Here is a 17,321-nt window from a genome sequence, read left to right as displayed (position 1 = left end):
GCCCAGCGCCGGCGCAGCCCAAACAACCTCATCTCAAGCGCTCATGGCTCACTTCATTCCAATGTCCTCTGCCGTGAGGCGAGTTCAGATTCCTTCAGAGCAGATCACGGATCCTGGAAACCCACTTGTTGACCAGGCCCAGTACCACGGGTGGCTCCTGCGCAGCATCACCGGCATCTCGATCGGCATCCCGGAGCGGGGACCTGAGCCGCTCAAGAAGTTCGATACCATGTCCCTGGTCAACCGCGTGGCCCTGAGGAATTTGCTCACTCGGATGATCGCCATCAAGGCCCCGATTTCGCTGCATTGGGAAGAGGCCACGGTGTTCGCCCCAATGCAGGCCGCACAGACAAAAACGGCAATGGACAGCCTGCTGATGATCGGAAGCCACTACCCGCACAACCAGCTACTGTACGAGCTCATCATGGCCTACGGCAAAGCTGAATACATCAGCCCCAATCAGGCTACAAACGGGACCAAAGCGCTGGAGTACGCGCTGCGTGGGCGCAACCACACCTCGATACGTGCCCTTGTTGAGCTTGGCGCCGACACAACGGGCATCCCGCATCAGGAGAACCGATCGGCCAGAGGCAAGACCTTTCCTGCCGGCGACTTCGACTACTTCATGGAGCACTGGGTGGGCCACGGGAGCTCTGTTGCCCAGACCTATCTGAGCGCTCGAATGAACCGCGATATTCAGGAGCAGGCGGACCAGGCCGCCATTGCTCTTGCTGCACTAAGAGAGGGCACACACCTCAGCCCCGAACTCACACACGCGGCAGAGACGGCCAAGCCCGCCCCATCATCTCGTCGGCGCGGCATCTGAGCCCCCAAGGGCGCGTACTTCGATTTCGGCGCACAGGCTTCGAGTTGAAATGGCTCATGGCCAACAAGGTCCAGCTCGTCGGCGCCGCAAGCATGTAGAACCCTCGATCGTTACCGCTTGGGTCGGCTCGGTTTTCGGGCCGTCTCTTCCTTGGCTTTTTCGCGCTTCAACCTCGCCTGGTCGAATTTCACGTGAGCGATGATGTGCTGAAGGGCCTTCATGCCTTCTGGCCGCGCCACCGTCTCATCAACCCATTGCGAAAATTCGGGGCACCCCTTCTTCGAGAAGCCGGCCTTGAGCTTGGCAACGAATTCCGAGGCCGCTTCATGCATGACGTCTGGCAATTCAACTTCCGGGAATTCTCCACCGCGCACCGCGGTCAATGCGCGGTAGGACAGATCCACGGCATCGTTGACCCGCAGTACCTGAACCCTTTCTGCAAGTTGATTGGATTGCATGCCGAGCCTCTCTAGGTACCCAACGGCAGCTTTGATGGACTCATCGTCCATTTGCGCGATCAGTGCGCTCTTTGCAGCATCCGGCTCGGCCAGCGAACGGTTCTCCCGCTCCAGGGTGTCCAGCACTTCTTTGCTGAGTTCCAAGCCCTTCGCAATGACTTCGCCTTCAGCGCCAGCGCCGAGGAACATCAGGCGCTTCACGCCGAACGAGGCCTCGCGAGCTTCGTCGAAAACCCCTTTGCGCAAAGCCGAAATGACGGCCTTGCGACCGGCTTCCATGTTCCCATCGCCCATGGCGCCCATCATTTGGACCAGGCTCACCCAGTCCTTTCCACCGAAGACGCCCAGGGGCATGCTGAATCCGCTGGAGCTGTGACGCTTGGCCTCATAGATTCGTTCGTCGTCTTCCTCATTCTCTCCGCCCAGCAGCGGAGAATCGTGGTCGACTTCGCCCAGGGCATTGATCCAGTTGTCCCGAATGCAGACGGGCCGCAGAAGGTCAAGGAGTGTGGCGCGATACGCCGCACTGAGTTCATTTTTTCTGTCGACAGGAAAGTCCTGGTCATGGAGATGACGCCGCTCGGATTTGTCGCAGGCAAAGTACGGCGTGAAGGAGAACCTGGCGCCGGTCAAGCTGGGGGACACACCCAAAAAGAAGCTGGCGTCGGGCGATGAAAGCATCCATCCGGCCGACAGATCCTTGTAGTCGTCGCCTCCCACATGCGGTGGGCCGAAACGCCTGTGCATGTACGCAAAGAGATAGCTCCATTCGACGTCATTCAGCGGCGACGATGCGAGCGCCTGGTCTACGAAATCGTCATCCTCGAACAGGTGGCTGCACGGCACCAGAGTGCCTTTCCAGTTCGTTGCCTGAGAAACAAAGTTTCGATCCGGTGTGTTCATAGGGCCTCAGGAGATTGATGTGCACGGGGCAGATGATTTCGGGAGCGGAACTCAAAATGGCCGCGGAGTCTTCATGCGATGCATGCTCTCTGCAAGAACAGCGCTTTCGCTGGTTTTCACCGGTGTCGGCTTGAGACCGCGATGCGCAGCTTCCACAAGGTCCTTGTAGATCGTGACTTGTTGCGGGGGCTCAAGGGCAATCGCAAACAGCCGCGTCATCGCCGAGCGAAAGGCATGCTTTTGCGTGCCAATTTTTCGGGCGGACGCCTCGGCTTCAGTGGCAATCACCGTCGGCGCATAGACCCCCGGATGCGCGTCAATGAGGTCCTGCAGAAGATTCACCTGGTGCTCGAGACGGTCTTCGAATGCCGCCTTCTGCAGCAAGCTGAGACCTTGCTGTTTAGAGGCATGATGAATCTCATCAGCGAGCTCGGCCGTACGGCTCACCAGCGCCCTGGGATTGGCCTCATAGGAGGCGCGAACGGGGTGAACATCCACGATCAAACGCACAGCTTGCGTGTGGCCCTGCATGGCTGCGATGTCGAGGACGGTCGAATGATAGGGCGCCTTCGAATCGCTTTGGATGAACTTCGGAATGAGTTCAACCATGCCCCGCGAGATGTAGGCGCCCAACAGCGCTTTCAGGTCTTCTTCGGTGCTTTTTGGCCAGGGCTTGCTGGTGATCTCCAAGGCAAGCCCGGTCCACTTGTCAGTGGCCTGGCGACCAGCAAATCGCGGCGACACGCCTTTGTCGATCAAACGCTCGCAGGTCCTGCGGGCCGCAATCAACTCATCCGGGGTACCCGTCCCCTTCAGAAGTACGGTCAAAGCACGCGCATGATCCAACTCGCGTCGCTGATAGAGCTCGAATTCATTGATGAAGTGCTTCGGAAGAACAGCTCTGCTCATATGCGGCCTCTCAGGTCAACGGCTTTTGGTGTAAATGATATTCTTTGCACTGATTGTGGCACACCATCACCGCCATACCCTTGACTGATTGCAGCACCCATCGCCGACTTATCTCCCATGAAGCCGGCGATTTGCGTCAATCTCAAGCTCGCTTTGCTGCGAGTGCGCGCTTGGCGACAGTCCCGTCTTCTACCGTTGCCGTGTGAGCTTCGTCCTCAAGGAAATTGCCAGGCTCGCCACTCACCGACTCCCAGTCATCGGGGTTCACAGGAATGAAGTGGTTGCCTTCGGCGTAGAAACGGAGCGCCTGGCGCATCTCGGAGTCCTCGTTCTCAGCTCCGGCAGTGACCAGGCTGGCTTCTTCGACCTTGACGCCCAGCAGCGCCGTGAGACGCCCTGCAACCGCGATCAACTCGTCGTGAGCCGCTTTGGCTTCTTCCTCGCCCGTCCAATTCCCGTCGCCACCAATGGTGTGCGACTGGAGCAGCTCCTTGGCGTTTTCAAGCAGTAACTCCGCAGCCCTGGTCAACGCTTTGCGTGCACCGGCATCGTTCAAGTTTTTCATGTGCGCTCCGTCTCTGGCACGTAATGCCACATGCCGCCCTGAAATCGGATCTTCCCGGTCTTGCGCATGGCCTGCAGCCGTCGATCCAGAACCCGGAAGCCCTCTGCCCCAAGCGGCGCGGCTGCATCCATGATGATTTTCGTTTGCAGCTGGGTGAAGTTCCTGGGGCGTAGACGGATCTCCTCCAGCACCATGGTGTCGAAGTCTTCAAATTTGCTCACGGCGCTCTCCTTGCAGTTGATGACCGACCTGCCCTGCCCGGACGCACCGAGCAGCCGCGGATGTGGGCGTCTCGCGAGATTCCTCATCCCCCTCCTGCGGATTGAGCACGGCGTAGCACAGTGCGTGCACATCGGTCGGACGCATGGATGCGACGTTGAACTTGTGCGACTCCATGATCGTCCTGAGGACCGCGCGTGCTGCGCACTCTTCACTCATGCCAAGTCTCCTTCGCCGATTCCCGTACCTTGTTGGCCAGGCCTTGCAGTTCAACGTGATCGGTACCCGCCTGGGCGCTGGTGGCGAACCGATCGAGCAACGCCCGATCGCGGTCATCCAGAAAGGCCATATCCTTGGCAACGCGCAGTGCGTTTCCATAGTGGGCGTCACCCAGCGCCGTTCGATCGAGCTCCCACGCAATCCGATTGGCATCGTAGGGTCCAGTGCCCTGCGGCTGCAGCACGGTCTTCGGGGCATGTGGCGTTTGCGCTTCGGGCACATGGGCGGCCGCGCGCACGTAGTTCGGCTCCGCATCTTGGATGAGTAGCGTCACGCCGTGCTTGCTCTGAGGATCGTCCATCACCTCGCAGACCGTCCCAAACAGCCGGTGCCCAGCGTCAGCCTCACCCGTGCTGACGTCAACCGAGACGGACATCCCTTCGATGAGGGCGCGGTACCGCTCATGCATGAGGCCACCGGAATCCAGCACATCGGCATCGAAGGCATCGCTTGCGCCGTCTTGGTCTTCGCTCTTCCCTCCCACAAGGGAGTTGGAGTGGATGGCTCCGTCTTGCCGAGGCGCCCGGCGAAACTCCAGGGCATGCCGACCAAACCCGGCCGCCACACGCTTTTCTCCGTACCTCTCAGGCTGTGGGGACGCAATTCCAAGCTCGACGGCCAGGCAGTGCAGCTCGTGCAGGCCTCGGTCGATCTCTTTCTTGATGTCACGGCGCTGCAGGGCATCTTTCTCGGCGACCTTGGGGCTGGGTGGAGCACGTTTGGCCAGGCGCTCAATCTCCCTTTCGATTGATCGCGCGGTTGCCTGAATCGACTTCAGCAGCGAAGCTGGGCTTTGGTCTGTGGGTGTCGGGTCCATGAAGGTGGATATGCTTGTGTGCGTTACAGATATGCTTAACACAGTATACTGAGCGCCCATTCGTTCGCCAACCATCCCGACAGGACCGCTCGTGCACAACCCTTTGCCAGGCAGGATTTCGGATCAGGAGTCCGGGGTTCAGTGCACAGCTGAGGACGATGAGCACGAGGGCGGGTTGCACTACAAAGCCCTCACGGCCCTGGTGCACTCAATTGGTGGTTCTCAAAAGAATGTCGACGCCTTTCGCTCGCAGGCAGAAGAACTCCGCGCTTTCATCGAGCGAGGCATCCCCCTCATTGCCAATCAGGTGCGTGCAGACGCCCGGGATCGCGATACAGGGGAGCTCTGCCGCACTCTCTACGTCCTCGAAAACTTCCGCGACCTGGTGGAGACGCCCTGGAAGCCAGAAATCGCGAACGACCTCGGTGATTTGCTTGCGCTGTATGTGGAGCGTGGATACCTGGACGTCAACGACCCGCGCGTCCCAGAGATGCACCTGGACGGCACACTGCTGGAGCAAGCGATTGCACGTGGGAACATTCCCGGGGCCGCGGCGCTCATCATGCTCGGCTCGGACCTGAGCCTGGTCCCCAGGCATGCGTACATGCTCTCTGGCGTTGCATCCGGTGATTTTGAGGGCTTCCTGCGAATTGATCGCGAGCCTGGACACCCGATGATCACCGCCATGAACACGGCGATCATGAATCGGTCGATCGCGCGCTCCTCGGGGTTTGCGCCGTGCGGGGCTGCCGTCCCACCGAAACACCGCCGAAAGGGACTCTGATGGAACTCCACCCTGCTTTCTCGTTGATTGCCGATACCGACATTCTCGGGATTCTGGAGCGTGATGCATCGCTGCCGCAGGAGACTCAAGAGGCCATTCACCGGACGCTGATGACCTCAGCGTTTCAGGGGCTTGATGGGGCGGACAGATCCGATCCCAAATACCACTGGATCCGCAAGCAGGGCATGCAGACCTACGCCAGGCTGCACGGCTTCGCTTCTCGGTCCATTTCGTTTCAGCCCTGGGAGGCTGCAGAGAATGAAGGCACAAGATCTTCGGACGGCGCCGACTCCAACACCATAGGCGGTCGCATCACTCCCGACACCATCACAGTGGCGATGATGACCAGCTTGATCTCTGGGAAGTGGTACGAGCCGCTGGTGGAGTCCTTGCACCATTTGCTGGCCACCTACGCCGAGAACGGGTACCTGGACCTCGCTGACGATCGAGCTGTCCACAACAAGATGCCTGCGAGCGGCTCCTACCTTGAGGTGGCTGTCTGCTGCGGAAATACCCAGGCCATCTCCAGCTTGATGGATCTTGGCGCCTTGGCGGAGGCCATGCCCCTCAAGCCACAGCCCCTTGCGGGCTTCAACACCACGATTCCTCCAGGTGCCCACGAGGCGTTTTTGGACCTAGTGCTGGGGATTGCTGCTGAGCACCCGGTCAGGCAAGCGATTGACATGGGCCGGCGCCGGCAGCATGCAGCGGCAATGCATGCCGCGATGCACAGTCAGATCGAGCTGGGGAAGGAGGGTCCTGGTACGGGTGGGGGATCGCCCGCCGATCACGGCTCTTCATCGCGGATCACCACATCCGCGCACAGCAGCAGGCGCAGAAGGCTCTGAACCGTGAGCACGAGCCTCAGCCCTGAACTCATCCGCTTTGCCGATGAACACAGCATCCATCTCGATGAGCCCGGCCGCGCGCATGCGCAGGCGCTTGGTGAGCTGTTTGAATCCCATGGCCTTCCCGTATCCATCAACGTCGCACGGAAGGCGCTGGCGCTGGTTCACCACTTCATCGAAATCAAGGCGCCCCTGCACATGCCCAACCTCCATTGGCGCTCCGCGGCGTACAAGACAGTCGAGCTGAACCCGGCAACGGTCTTCTGCACGTGGTATTGGTGCCAAGGTCTGGATGATGAACTCACGGACCTGATGCGGCGGTACATGGATGCCGGCTATTTCAGCCTGGCGGACACCCAGCTGCCATTGCGCTGGGATCAGCCATCGAATGAGGTCCTTGAGGGCGTGAATCTCTTCGACGCCTCGCTGCGTGTTGTGAACGCCAAGGCGGCCGTCGCCCTGCTGCGGCTTGGAGCCGACCCCCGAGAAACGCCGTCAAAGCCGATCCGACGTGAGCACCTGGGCACCACCATTGAAGTCGGCGTCGGCGAGGTTTCGTATCTGATGCAGCGACTGAGCGCAGGTGATTCCGGGTTGATCCCACGGTGCGTGGCGGCCATCGTTCAGGCCGAAATGCTTCAGCACATTGAAGGCGCGAGCGATGCCTTTGGCAAACCAACGGTATCAGGCGCTGCAACAAGCCAGGCGCTGCGGCGCGGTCGCCGGGCGATCTGAGGGCCGTCCCAGGAAATGGCTATGGCTTCCTGGAGCGCTTGACCGCGGGTTTACCAGCCTCAGCCTCTGGAGGCGTTGTCAGCGATGTGACCACCGAGGTGAAGTCGGCGCGGATCCGCTTCGCAAGCATGGCGTTGCCCTGCGCGAGCGAAAGAGCATGCGGCCCTCCCGCCACCTGTTTTAGCAGGGCAAGGTGTTCGTCCTGCAAATACGGCAACGCCAGCTCAGGCCTGAAGCCATTCCCGCCCTGAGAAGCCACCGCGGCGATTCGAAGCAAGTCCTTGGCATCCTTGTCACCCTTGGAACTGCCCTTGCGATCCATGAACGCCATCAGCTTGAGCACCAGCAGATGCTCCAATGACGCAACCCGCATGCCGCCATACACATCGGAACTCGACAGGACCATGTCGTAGGGAACGATGAGTGATGACTGCCGCTCAGTGTAGATGTCGAATTCAAATCCCTTCTTGATCATCTGGTGCTTGCTCAGGCGCCTATTCGGAGTCACCTCCTCGATGTCACGCAAGTCACCCATGTCGGCGAATGAGATGTAGAAATCGGCATCGTGCGTGAACTCCGCCAGTTCACTGGTGGTGGCTACGTTCTTGGCGTGAAGGTACACCGCGATGCCGCCGATGTAGATGACACCTTCAGGGAACAACTCCGCCACCTCAGCACATGCGCCGAGCAAGACTTCAAATTCTTTGGTTTCCATGGAGAACTGCTTTCGTGCTTTCGTAGACCTTGCCAGTATTTTACGTTACAGTAACGTTATATGTCGATCCCATTCTTCTTCCCACTGCCGCGCGTCGTGCCGAACATCAACATTGATGACGCCATGACATTGCGCAGCTTGCTGGAATCCGCAGGGGCACAATGCCGCGCCAGCGGTAGGTGGACGGAGCGCCTGATCGTTCTGGTTCATGGTGAGAGCGGAATTGAACGAGCGCCCGGCGACTGGGGAGCCGTTCGCATTGGCATCCCTCAAGCAGACTCCGCCCTCGCGGCCGCTCGGTATGCAGCCGCGGCCATGGCATATGCACTCATGGATGTGGTGGCTCGGGAGAGCATTAAGGGCCTGCCCTGGACCAAGCCTTCAGCACCAAGGGGTCGCCCCCCAAAACCCGGCGCCCAGACGAATGCTGCGCGCCAACGCTCCTTCAGGCTGAGGCACAAGTCCTAGGGATCGTCCCAGTGCTCGAGAGAAATTGAGGGCCCCACCGAAGATCAAAAAACCGAGGATGATGTTTGTCTATACGATATCCTATAGGCTACTTGCTTCATCCAATAGCTCCAGGCAGTCTTCGGTCTTCCATCCGCACCTCTTTTACCTGTTAGGCATTCACATGATCACGATCAAAGTTTCCGAACTCACCGGCGTTGCACTCGATTGGGCGGTGGCGAAGGCGGTGAACCTTCGAGCCGAGATCGGCATGAATCACACCATGACGGGCCCAGTTGTACTGGACGCGGAGTTGCACGAAATGGGTGTGGATTCGGGTGTCGAATTTAAGCCCTCCACGGATTGGGCACAGGGTGGGCCGATCCTTGATCGACTCTATGATCAAGGCTTGCAGTTGATTCGCACTGACTGGCCGGAGCCTGAAAACAAGTTCAGGGCGTCGATGCACAACCTCGAGGGCTACTTCTTCGGCTCAACTCCTCGCATCGCGGCCTTGCGCTGCCTGGTGGCATCGAATCTTGGCGTTGAGATTCAGGTGCCCGTCGAACTTATGCGCGGTGTGGGAAGCATCACAAAACCTGAGAATCCCCGTTCAGATTCCGCGCCGCAGGAGACCCCGCAATCCCCGGCTACAACCAAGGTCGCTCGCCGCAAGGGTCCTTGAAAACTATACGGGCACAGCGAGGAATTCCTCATGACCATGACCGCGATCAAAGTTTCCGATCTCTCCGGCGCCGCGCTCGACTGGGCGGTGGCGAAGTGCGAGGGCGAGGAATACAGCCAGGTGCCCACTGTCAACGGCATCGGCATGGAATTTCCGGCGACCAACTACTCCACAGACTGGGGGCTTGGTGGTCCGATCCTTGATCGCATGAACATCACCACCATCCGAGCAAACGACACATACGAGGTTGATGACAAAGGCTTCACAACCACCCAGCGAATCCCGCAGTGGTTCGCTGAGTGCGATCAATGGACAGGTCACAGTCTGACGACGAGCTACGAAGGCGAGAACATGGACCCGACGTTCATGATCGGCGAGGCTGGCGGCTACTACGGGACAACCCGCCTCATCGCCGGTTTCCGCGCACTTGTCGCATTCAAGCTTGGCGCCGAGGTTCAAGTGCCCATTGAACTCGTCCAAGGGGTTCAGAACACACTCAAACGTGAGCAGCCCCACGCAGATTCCGTTGAGCAGCAGGAACCCCAGCATGCCCAAGTCACGACCAAGAGCGTCCGTCGCAAAGGCCCTTGAGGATGGGCGCCCAAGCTTCACGCGCACGCACAGTCTTCCCCGCGGCCACTTCGGAGCGGGATGCTGCGAAGCATGAGTATGACCAGGCCCACTTGCACCACGAACTCTTCTTCAAGGTGTTCAAGGCCGGCTACAGTGCCGCCGACATTCACGGCATGATGCCGCGGTTGATGGGCTTCATCGACAGGCGCATCCCGATCTTCTACCCGACCACGCTTCGTGACATCACGCAACGGTCCATGAGAAAGTTTTTCACTGATGAGTGGAAGCCTGGTGCCGAGGAGGACGTGAGAACCTTGTTCAAGGCATACGTCACCGCCGGATACATCTCGCTCGCTGACACCAACTTCTCTCGCACCGGTGATGGGCCGAACACCAAAGAGTGCGGCACCGTGCTCCAGCAGGCGATCGAATACAAGCACACGTGGTCTTCATCGATCATCACCGCGCTCCTCGAGGCCGGCGCCGACCTCGACAACGTCCCGATGACGGACCAGCCAGGCGTGATCTGTCGAGTATTCGGGGAAACCTCGGTGACCGATGTCAGCAAGGGAGACATCCTGGGGTTTACCGCAGCTGTGCACGGGTCCGCAAGCTTGATTGGCGACCTGGTGAAGGAGGCCTTGATGACCCGGGCTGTGGCCAGTATTCAAGCCGGGCGCGCCGCATTGGTGCCAACAGGCTCAAATTCGGCGGACACTCCTGCGCGGTCTCGCCGTATTGGTCTCTGAAAGAGTTGGAAATGACGCCGGCCTGAAACATTGGGAACGCCACCCCTCGCCGCCCAATGCAGAATACGGCATCTAAATCTGCTCAGGAGGAAGCGTGGGGAAAACGACGACAGGACTCTCGAAATCGCTCATGCACGTCGCGAGGCGGCTTGCAATGGCCGTATTCCTGGCTACAGGCGTTGGCATCGTCACGCTGACACCAGTTCATGCCCAGGCGCTGCCCAAGGCGGATTTCAGCTGGAGTCCCAATGTCGGCGAGTACCAGTCGATCGATGCAGTGACATTCGCCAATGGCGCTGAGATCCGCAGCGAGCGCGACTCGACGTCACAACGCTGCGATTTCTCGCGACTGGTCTCTCGATCGCCGACATCGACCTCATTCAACGACACCAGCATCTGCGACTCCATCGTGCACATCAACGCCGCATGGCCGAGCGCGAAGAACGCGAAAGTCGCGATCGTGTCAGCCAACTGCGGGGGCTCCATCTGTCACACCTACAGCGACTACTATGTCGTGCTTATCGACCAGAAGAACCTCAGAATCTCCCAGGTGGGCACGGCTTTTATCGGTCCGAGGGGGAAGCCAACCACCTTCGGCTTCACCTTCCAGGGCAGTGAGATCAAGCAATCGGTCATCAGCAACCTCTACGGCGGTGATGTCAACGACCTCGGTGACCTGACGGCCACGAAGCGCACGTATTTCAAAGGCAAGGGCTACGTGCACGACAAGTTCAACTCACGGTTTCTCAGCTTTGTCGGCGAGCACCCAGAGAGCTTCATGGAAGATGAGGTCCAAAGAAAAGGCCTGGTTGCGAGCACTGGCCCGAACAACTTCCGCGCCATTCGCGCCGCCCTCAGTGGCCCAGGATCCTCTGGACTCGTCGACGGCCGCTTCGTGCTGATGGAAGCCTGCCAGAAAAGCAACTGTGACTCGGTCTGGGGTGCGGTGGTCCTCGACGGCTTCACAGGGGACGCCTTTGCCGTCGTCCTGCAGGACCGAACCACTGAGGTCTTTCACTACGGCACCAGGCCACTGGACTCGGGGGTAGATCGCAGATGGATCGACATGCTCGAGGCCGGCGATGGTCGGTACCTTTCGCTCAAGGACGGGCGCCTCCTGCTGAATCGCCCTTGATCACGGGCCCGCAACAGAAACCGGTGGCCACCGATGACCCACGGGACAGATCCATCACCATGGCAGATCCAGAAGACCTGCGACATCGCCACGGTTGAGCAAGCCGATGAGATCGAGCGCATGGTGGCGGAATCAGCCCACCAGGCGCTCAGGGCGCTACGGAGGTGCGAGCATGCCGAGGAGAGCCTTTCGCTGCTCTGGAAGCTCAAATCGGGCCTCGGCGGCCTGGATCCGATCGATCCCAAGAGGCCATTGAACTTCATCGAGCAGCTCAACCAGTCGTTCACATACCTGGCCAGTGCGCGAGCGGCCAAGTGGCTCCTGCAGCATCACCCTGAGCTCGGACCTTTTTCGGTGAACCTGGGAACGATGAAGGGCCGCGATATCTACAGCAAGGCCGATCCCACCAAGCTCCATGGCGAAGTCTTTGCCGCGGCGAATGTCACCAACAACCAGAAGCTCAAGCGGGACATTGCCTACTTGAAAAAGAACGGCTCTGAGCTCCAGTACGCGTTCTTCATGGCGCCGCAACACGTCGAGGGCCGTCAGCCAGCACTGGAAGCGCGGTTCAGCTCTGAAGGCGTTCGAATCGTGGCGCTCAGGGCCCCTGAATGGACGGCTACGCCACCCGGACTGGCCGAGGTCAGATCAGGCCGGGAAAGCGCGGCGTCTACTTGACGATCTCACCTGTAATCTTCCACTCGCCGGCGTCGAGAAAGCTGTACGGATCCTCATCCGCATTGGCAATGTCAATCTTCAACATGCTTTCGCTGTCCTACTGCCCCTCGGGGTAGTTCACGGGATCGGCGTCGTACTCAACCGTGACCGTGAACGTCAGTTTGAGTTTGGTTTTGTCTGTCATGTGGAGCCCGCGTTCAATGAGTTGTGCTGCCTATAAAATATCCCATAGGCAGCTTTTCGACACACCGCCCGACTGGCTGGAGCTCACCTTTCGGTTCGCGATTCCAGTTCACCTATGGCAAAAGACTTCAACCACACCACCTGGCATCACGACGCTGATTTTCTGAAGTCGCTGCTTCGCATCAAGCCCACCAGGCGCCTCACCTTCGCGAGGATGGCGGTTCATCACCATCGCCTGCTCACGCACTGTTTCTCCCTCGCCAAATTGAATGATGGCTTTGGTCCTTGGGGATCTCTGTATGGGTCTGACATCGAGGCCGTGACAGCTCGACTCATGCGAGTCATTGAACTAAGGATTCCATACTGGAGCAGTGAGACCGACACTTCACACGGGATTCCGAGCGAGATTTTTCGCCGTCGCAAACACCTCAAGGACTTCACCAGAAACTGGGAGTCGCTTCCCAAAGGTGTGATCACAGATCGGTTTGAACTGGTGCTCCGCGCCTACCTGTCGAACCTCTTCTTTGACTTGGATGACCACGAAGCACTGCGCGACACTGGAGAGGAAGCATGCGCTCCGCTGGAAGTGCTTCTTTCCCGCGGTCCACTGATTCCCTTGGCCATGCACTTCATCGAGTTCGGCGCTGACACACAGGGCATTCCCAAGCATCGAAGAATGGGCCCTGGCAACAGTCATATCGAGGCAGGAGATTTCGATCGCTTCGTGATCTCGAAGATGGGCAGCGACCCCAATGCCCACCGGCGAGTGCTTGCACTTCAGATGAAAGGCGCCATCGCTCGCGCTTCATCTGCACCCCCTGTCGCAACGCCACCGGGGTCTCACGAGACTGACACGCCAAGCACAGCGGCCACGCCGCGGCCGCCGTCCCAAGCACGTCCGCGGCGCGCGGGGATCTGACATGTGGCTCACAGCGTTGCGGACTCAGGGTTTTGGTCTAAGCGCCGGAAATTGCGCGTTTTGGCACAACGGAACATGGCGAATGCCGTTTTCGCACGCAAGCGTAGTTCGATTGCCTTATTTCGGTGCTCAGTACCGGCATCGGATTCGCGATCTTTCGAGCATATGAAGACCCATTACATGTCAACTGTCGAAATCTCTCTGGCTGCGAATACCTTTTGCCTCACCTGCATCTCCGCAGCCTCATGCGCATGCATGTCGGCCACCCTCATCCGATATTAAGTTAATCATTCTTGGCGCAATGTTGTGACATGGTTTTCAGATGAATGTCGAAAATGCAGCGCGAGCTTCAACCTTCCTCCTAACGCCGCCCACATGTCTGCCCGTTTTTTCAGCACTTCTGCAGTGGTTTCCACCGAATCCAGGAACACCAAGGTGAAGTCGCGCTTTCCTATTGATATTTTGGTTAACTTATAAGATAATCACAATCATGACGACGATGCTGCCACCTGGCCGAAAACGCGAAGCACTGAGCGCCGACCTCTCCACTCAGTGGGCGCAGACTGCGCACCTGCTGTTCCTGGACGCGCTGATGAAGGCCGGGGGCTGGAACCAGGGCGACCTGGCCTTTCACGGCGGCACCTCGCTTCACCTCTCGTGGCAGTCGACACGCTATTCCGAGGACCTCGACTTCCTTCTGACGCGCGCCGATCGCGACATGGCCAAGGCCGTCGGCACCGCGGTCAAACTCATGCACGAGCAATTTCGCCGCATCGACCCCGGCTTCGAGGTCACGCTGCGCGACAAGACGAAGGACGCCGATCGCATGCTGGTCTATCACCTGGTGGTGTCACACCCCCGGGTGGTCGGCAACACGATGGTCAAGGCCGAGTTCTGGAAGACCGATCGTGAGTACCTCATGAGCTACCCCACGGAGCTGCGTGCGCCGCGCGCGCCTGGCGACTTCCTGGGCGTCGTGTCCTACCCCGTGCCGGCGGCAAGCCTTCAGACCGCATTCGCCGACAAGCTGGTCGCATTTGCCACCCGCCCTCACCTGAAATGGCGCGACATCTACGACCTGTGGTGGCTGGGCACACAGTCCACTCTCAAGGTCGATCGTGATGCCGTGGCCAAGCAGTTCCTGCACAACGTCTCCGCCTACACCACCCTTGGTGGAAGGCCTGCCCATGTCGCCCTTCTCGGCCTGCTGGATCGCGATCGCAAAGAGGTGATTGCCCAGGCGGACCCGGACCTGAAGACCTGGCTGCCTGCAGATCTCTGGAAAGCGCTCCATCCCGCCGGCGTCGAGCAGATGGTCGACTACGCACGCGCGACCCTGCAGGCGATGCACGACCACATCGCTCAAGCCGACAACACCTCGAAGCCCATCAAGAGGCGGCGGCCATGAAGGCGTTACCGGTGCAGCGCACATCCGTCATCGAGCACCTTCAGGCGATGCCCGATGTCTTTGACCTTGGGCTCTTCCTCCTGACCACTGGCGTTTCGCGCGGCTCAGCCAAGGTCATGATCTCCCGCTGGGCGAGCAAAGGGTACGTCGAGCTGGCCGGTCCGAAGGCGGGGCTCTACCTCAAGCGCCTCGGCGCCACCATGGACCGAAGCCAGCAGATTGAAGCCGCGGTGCTCCACCTGTATCCGAGTGCCACGATCTGTGGCGCCACGATCCTGCACCAGGCAGGCTGGACCACACAGATCCCGCGCGAGCTCCATGTGGCCATCGAGGAGCGGCCCAGCGTCACACAGCTCACCGGCGTCACGCTTTTCCAACGGCCGCTAAGCTGGTTTCGCACCGTTCACGATCACAAAGGTTTCGACGTCGATGACCGCGCGTCTCTCCTTTCGTTGCGCATGCTGCAGCCGCATTGGGCGTTGGCGGACATGATGAAGCACCGAGACGGATGGGTCCCCGATGAGGATGACCTGGACATCCCTGACCAGAAGGCAGAAAACGCCGTCGAGCTGGCCAAGCAGGCGCTGATGGGGCCGTTACCGGTGAGCAAGACGCGCGCGCGGCCGCGGATGCGGTGATGGATCTCGAACATCGAAAGCTCGCCCGCGAGCAACAAGTGCAGGTTGAGGCCGATCGACTACGGCGGCATGCAGACCTTGCCGCGGCATTGCTTTCTGCATCACCCGACGTCAGAGATGCAGTCATCGGGGAAGCGAAAGCTCGGGTCAACCGGTGGCGTGAGAAATTACTGTGCAGCGAGGACTTCATCACCAGGTGGGATGTCATCCTGGCGCTGCCAGTTGAGCGGCTGGCGGAAGAGATCGTGAGTGACTGTGATGGATGGGGGCGTGCGCTGCGGCAGAACACTCCGTTCACGCTGAATGGAGGCCCGGCGGCGGGATTGGCGTTAACTTAGCCATTTACCACCACTCTGCGGAACCACTAGGCCCGGTAATAAAGCAGCAACAGCAGAAATAGTTGCAGGATGAGAAACGCTGCAATGGCACAGGCAATTAATTTGCCTATGAGATATCCTATGTGCTGATATCTCAGTGCTCCCTACGCTCGCTTACCCACCCCGCCTCATGCTTCAAAATTCCCGCACGTCCTCCCTGGTCAATCTTGGCTCCACAGTACCTGAGCGACGTGCCCAACGTCGGGCAGCCCGCTCCGTGGTCACCACCAAAATCTCAGTCCGTATCCCCGAGGACCTGGTTGAAGCAGCCAAGAAGGCGGCTGGCGATGCCGGCCTGAGCGCCTTTATCGAAGACTCCTTGCGTGACTACCTGGCCGTCAGCGAGAAGCCGTCTACCGTCGGCATACCAAGTGCGACCCTCGACCTCGACCTCGACCTCAACAAACGCTTGGCGGGGCTCACCGATCAAGTCGATCAACTGAAGTCGTCGGTCGAGTCTCTGGGAAACCTCAAAGGTCAGGTCGAAGAAATCGGGGGGGATTTTAGTGCCGTAGCCTTGAATACAGCACAGGTCGTGGATAGCACCCGAGACCAGTTCCATGAGATGACTCTGATGCTCGCGCTTTTCGCGAAACCCCTGGGCTTAGATCATCTTGATTTGTTCAAGGGCATGGATGCAAGCGCTGGCATGCCGCCAGAACTCTGCGAGACTGCAGGCGCAAACATCGACCGTGAGATGCGATACGAAACCAAGAAGGGCAAGGCCGATCGAAGCGACCAACACCGCATCGCAAGGAGTCCACCGATGCTCAAGGGTGAACCCAAGGATATCCACCTGACACGTACAAGCGAAGAGGCCCTTGCGATTTGGACGAAGGCCGACCAGAAGGGCGAAATTCGCCCCACCGTTATCGTTACTGGAGGCGATGGCCGCATAGCCACCTCCCTCAAGACGAGTCGTGTGCTCATCGATCGTGCCAATACTGTCACCGTGCACTTCATGGCAATGTGTCCAGCTATCCCGGGCAGTTCCCCGGCGCCCACGCGGCCTCTTTGAGTCGACAGGTGTCGATTACACGATGGTCGGGATACTAGATCTGAAATCGTGCTTTCGCCTCATAAGACTCAGATGACCACTGCCAAAAGCAAACCGCCTTCAACAAGGCCCTGACACCCAGCCCCAAACTGGGCGCCGTGATCGGCGCGAAGCCCCTGCCTCGCACTGAAGTCGTGAAGCTGATGCGGGAGTACATCAAGGCCAACAAGCTGCAGAATTCGGCGAGCAAGCGCAACAATCTTGGCCGACGCCAAGGTCAAGGCTGTGTTCGGCAAAGACGAAGTCACCATGTTCGAGATGGCTGGATTGGTGGGAAGCCGTGGCTGCGGTTGGCACCAATGCCTCTGTGGTGTAGAAGCCCCTCAAGGGCAATTGAGCTTAGAAGAAAAAAAAGACCGGTCACTCTTTCGAAGGACCGGCCGGAGTGCTGAAAAAATCAGCTAGCAGTTACGA

The 17,321-nt window shown here is 59.3% G+C and carries 22 protein-coding genes; 15 read left to right on the top strand and 7 right to left on the bottom strand.

Going from position 1 to position 17,321, the window contains the following annotated elements; all coding sequences use genetic code 11:
- The first annotated feature begins 43 nt into the window (after positions 1-43).
- Positions 44-826, top strand: coding sequence for a hypothetical protein (locus tag FFS09_RS01630; RefSeq protein WP_137917123.1), 783 nt, complete (start codon positions 44-46; stop codon positions 824-826).
- 110 nt (positions 827-936) lie between these two features.
- On the opposite strand, the gene FFS09_RS01625 is transcribed toward FFS09_RS01630, so the two are convergent.
- From FFS09_RS01625 to FFS09_RS01600, 6 genes are all read right to left on the bottom strand, one after another.
- A complete protein-coding gene (locus tag FFS09_RS01625) occupies positions 937-2,187 on the bottom strand; it encodes a hypothetical protein (RefSeq protein WP_137917122.1) in 1,251 nt (416 codons plus the stop codon).
- A 51-nt stretch (positions 2,188-2,238) separates the two neighbouring features.
- Positions 2,239-3,096, bottom strand: coding sequence for a hypothetical protein (locus FFS09_RS01620; protein ID WP_137917121.1), 858 nt, complete (start codon positions 3,094-3,096; stop codon positions 2,239-2,241).
- A gap of 142 nt (positions 3,097-3,238) precedes the next feature.
- On the bottom strand, positions 3,239-3,661 hold the full coding sequence (locus FFS09_RS01615; RefSeq protein ID WP_137917120.1) for a hypothetical protein: 423 nt from the start codon (positions 3,659-3,661) through the stop codon (positions 3,239-3,241).
- On the bottom strand, positions 3,658-3,882 hold the full coding sequence (locus tag FFS09_RS01610; RefSeq protein WP_137917119.1) for a hypothetical protein: 225 nt from the start codon (positions 3,880-3,882) through the stop codon (positions 3,658-3,660). The genes FFS09_RS01615 and FFS09_RS01610 overlap by 4 nt, the downstream gene beginning before the upstream one ends.
- Entirely contained in the window at positions 3,869-4,099 is a 231-nt protein-coding gene (locus tag FFS09_RS01605) for a hypothetical protein (protein ID WP_137917118.1), read from the bottom strand. Before FFS09_RS01605 ends, FFS09_RS01610 begins: the two co-directional genes overlap by 14 nt.
- Complete coding sequence (locus FFS09_RS01600) at positions 4,092-4,976, bottom strand: hypothetical protein (protein ID WP_137917117.1); 885 nt, start codon at positions 4,974-4,976, stop codon at positions 4,092-4,094. The genes FFS09_RS01605 and FFS09_RS01600 overlap by 8 nt, the downstream gene beginning before the upstream one ends.
- Positions 4,977-5,151: 175 nt before the next feature.
- On the opposite strand from FFS09_RS01600, the gene FFS09_RS01595 reads away from it, so the two are divergent.
- Genes FFS09_RS01595 through FFS09_RS01585 form a run of 3 tightly spaced genes read left to right on the top strand, consistent with a single transcriptional unit; the run spans position 5,152 to position 7,343 of the window.
- Positions 5,152-5,760 (top strand): hypothetical protein, encoded by a 609-nt coding sequence (locus tag FFS09_RS01595; protein WP_137917116.1) that lies wholly within the window; start codon positions 5,152-5,154, stop codon positions 5,758-5,760.
- Positions 5,760-6,608, top strand: a complete 849-nt coding sequence (locus FFS09_RS01590) for a hypothetical protein (protein WP_137917115.1) — start codon at positions 5,760-5,762, stop codon at positions 6,606-6,608. The genes FFS09_RS01595 and FFS09_RS01590 overlap by 1 nt, the downstream gene beginning before the upstream one ends.
- A 3-nt stretch (positions 6,609-6,611) precedes the next feature.
- Positions 6,612-7,343, top strand: a complete 732-nt coding sequence (locus FFS09_RS01585) for a hypothetical protein (protein ID WP_137917114.1) — start codon at positions 6,612-6,614, stop codon at positions 7,341-7,343.
- A 19-nt stretch (positions 7,344-7,362) separates the two neighbouring features.
- On the opposite strand, the gene FFS09_RS01580 is transcribed toward FFS09_RS01585, so the two are convergent.
- Positions 7,363-8,058 (bottom strand): hypothetical protein, encoded by a 696-nt coding sequence (locus FFS09_RS01580; RefSeq protein ID WP_137917113.1) that lies wholly within the window; start codon positions 8,056-8,058, stop codon positions 7,363-7,365.
- 631 nt (positions 8,059-8,689) lie between these two features.
- Here FFS09_RS01580 and FFS09_RS01575 point away from each other — a divergent pair.
- The 11 genes from FFS09_RS01575 (at position 8,690) to FFS09_RS31480 (ending at position 17,299) form a co-directional block, all read left to right on the top strand.
- Positions 8,690-9,190 (top strand): phage protein NinX family protein, encoded by a 501-nt coding sequence (locus tag FFS09_RS01575; RefSeq protein ID WP_171019824.1) that lies wholly within the window; start codon positions 8,690-8,692, stop codon positions 9,188-9,190.
- Between the two features lie 30 nt (positions 9,191-9,220).
- Complete coding sequence (locus tag FFS09_RS01570) at positions 9,221-9,781, top strand: phage protein NinX family protein (RefSeq protein ID WP_137917111.1); 561 nt, start codon at positions 9,221-9,223, stop codon at positions 9,779-9,781.
- Between the two features lie 92 nt (positions 9,782-9,873).
- Entirely contained in the window at positions 9,874-10,512 is a 639-nt protein-coding gene (locus FFS09_RS01565; protein ID WP_137917110.1) for a hypothetical protein, read from the top strand.
- Between the two features lie 154 nt (positions 10,513-10,666).
- On the top strand, positions 10,667-11,647 hold the full coding sequence (locus tag FFS09_RS01560) for an Ivy family c-type lysozyme inhibitor (protein ID WP_137917109.1): 981 nt from the start codon (positions 10,667-10,669) through the stop codon (positions 11,645-11,647).
- A gap of 33 nt (positions 11,648-11,680) precedes the next feature.
- Positions 11,681-12,325, top strand: a complete 645-nt coding sequence (locus tag FFS09_RS01555) for a hypothetical protein (RefSeq protein ID WP_137917108.1) — start codon at positions 11,681-11,683, stop codon at positions 12,323-12,325.
- A gap of 298 nt (positions 12,326-12,623) precedes the next feature.
- Positions 12,624-13,427 (top strand): hypothetical protein, encoded by an 804-nt coding sequence (locus FFS09_RS01550; RefSeq protein ID WP_137917107.1) that lies wholly within the window; start codon positions 12,624-12,626, stop codon positions 13,425-13,427.
- A 490-nt stretch (positions 13,428-13,917) separates the two neighbouring features.
- Complete coding sequence (locus FFS09_RS01545) at positions 13,918-14,835, top strand: nucleotidyl transferase AbiEii/AbiGii toxin family protein (RefSeq protein ID WP_137917106.1); 918 nt, start codon at positions 13,918-13,920, stop codon at positions 14,833-14,835.
- Positions 14,832-15,473, top strand: coding sequence for a hypothetical protein (locus tag FFS09_RS01540; protein ID WP_137917105.1), 642 nt, complete (start codon positions 14,832-14,834; stop codon positions 15,471-15,473). The genes FFS09_RS01545 and FFS09_RS01540 overlap by 4 nt, the downstream gene beginning before the upstream one ends.
- The gene (locus tag FFS09_RS01535; RefSeq protein ID WP_137917104.1) at positions 15,473-15,811 is read left to right on the top strand and encodes a hypothetical protein; all 339 of its coding nucleotides are present in this window, start codon (positions 15,473-15,475) and stop codon (positions 15,809-15,811) included. Before FFS09_RS01540 ends, FFS09_RS01535 begins: the two co-directional genes overlap by 1 nt.
- A gap of 256 nt (positions 15,812-16,067) precedes the next feature.
- A complete protein-coding gene (locus tag FFS09_RS01530; RefSeq protein WP_137917103.1) occupies positions 16,068-16,868 on the top strand; it encodes a hypothetical protein in 801 nt (266 codons plus the stop codon).
- A gap of 137 nt (positions 16,869-17,005) precedes the next feature.
- Positions 17,006-17,299 (top strand): SWIB/MDM2 domain-containing protein, encoded by a 294-nt coding sequence (locus FFS09_RS31480; protein ID WP_354595860.1) that lies wholly within the window; start codon positions 17,006-17,008, stop codon positions 17,297-17,299.
- Positions 17,300-17,321: the final 22 nt, after the last annotated feature.

It is taken from the genome of Hydrogenophaga sp. 2FB, from assembly GCF_005503365.1.
GTDB lineage: Bacteria > Pseudomonadota > Gammaproteobacteria > Burkholderiales > Burkholderiaceae_C > Hydrogenophaga.
Note: the sequence above shows the minus strand (reverse complement) of the source record. Positions and strands in the feature narration are given on the sequence as shown.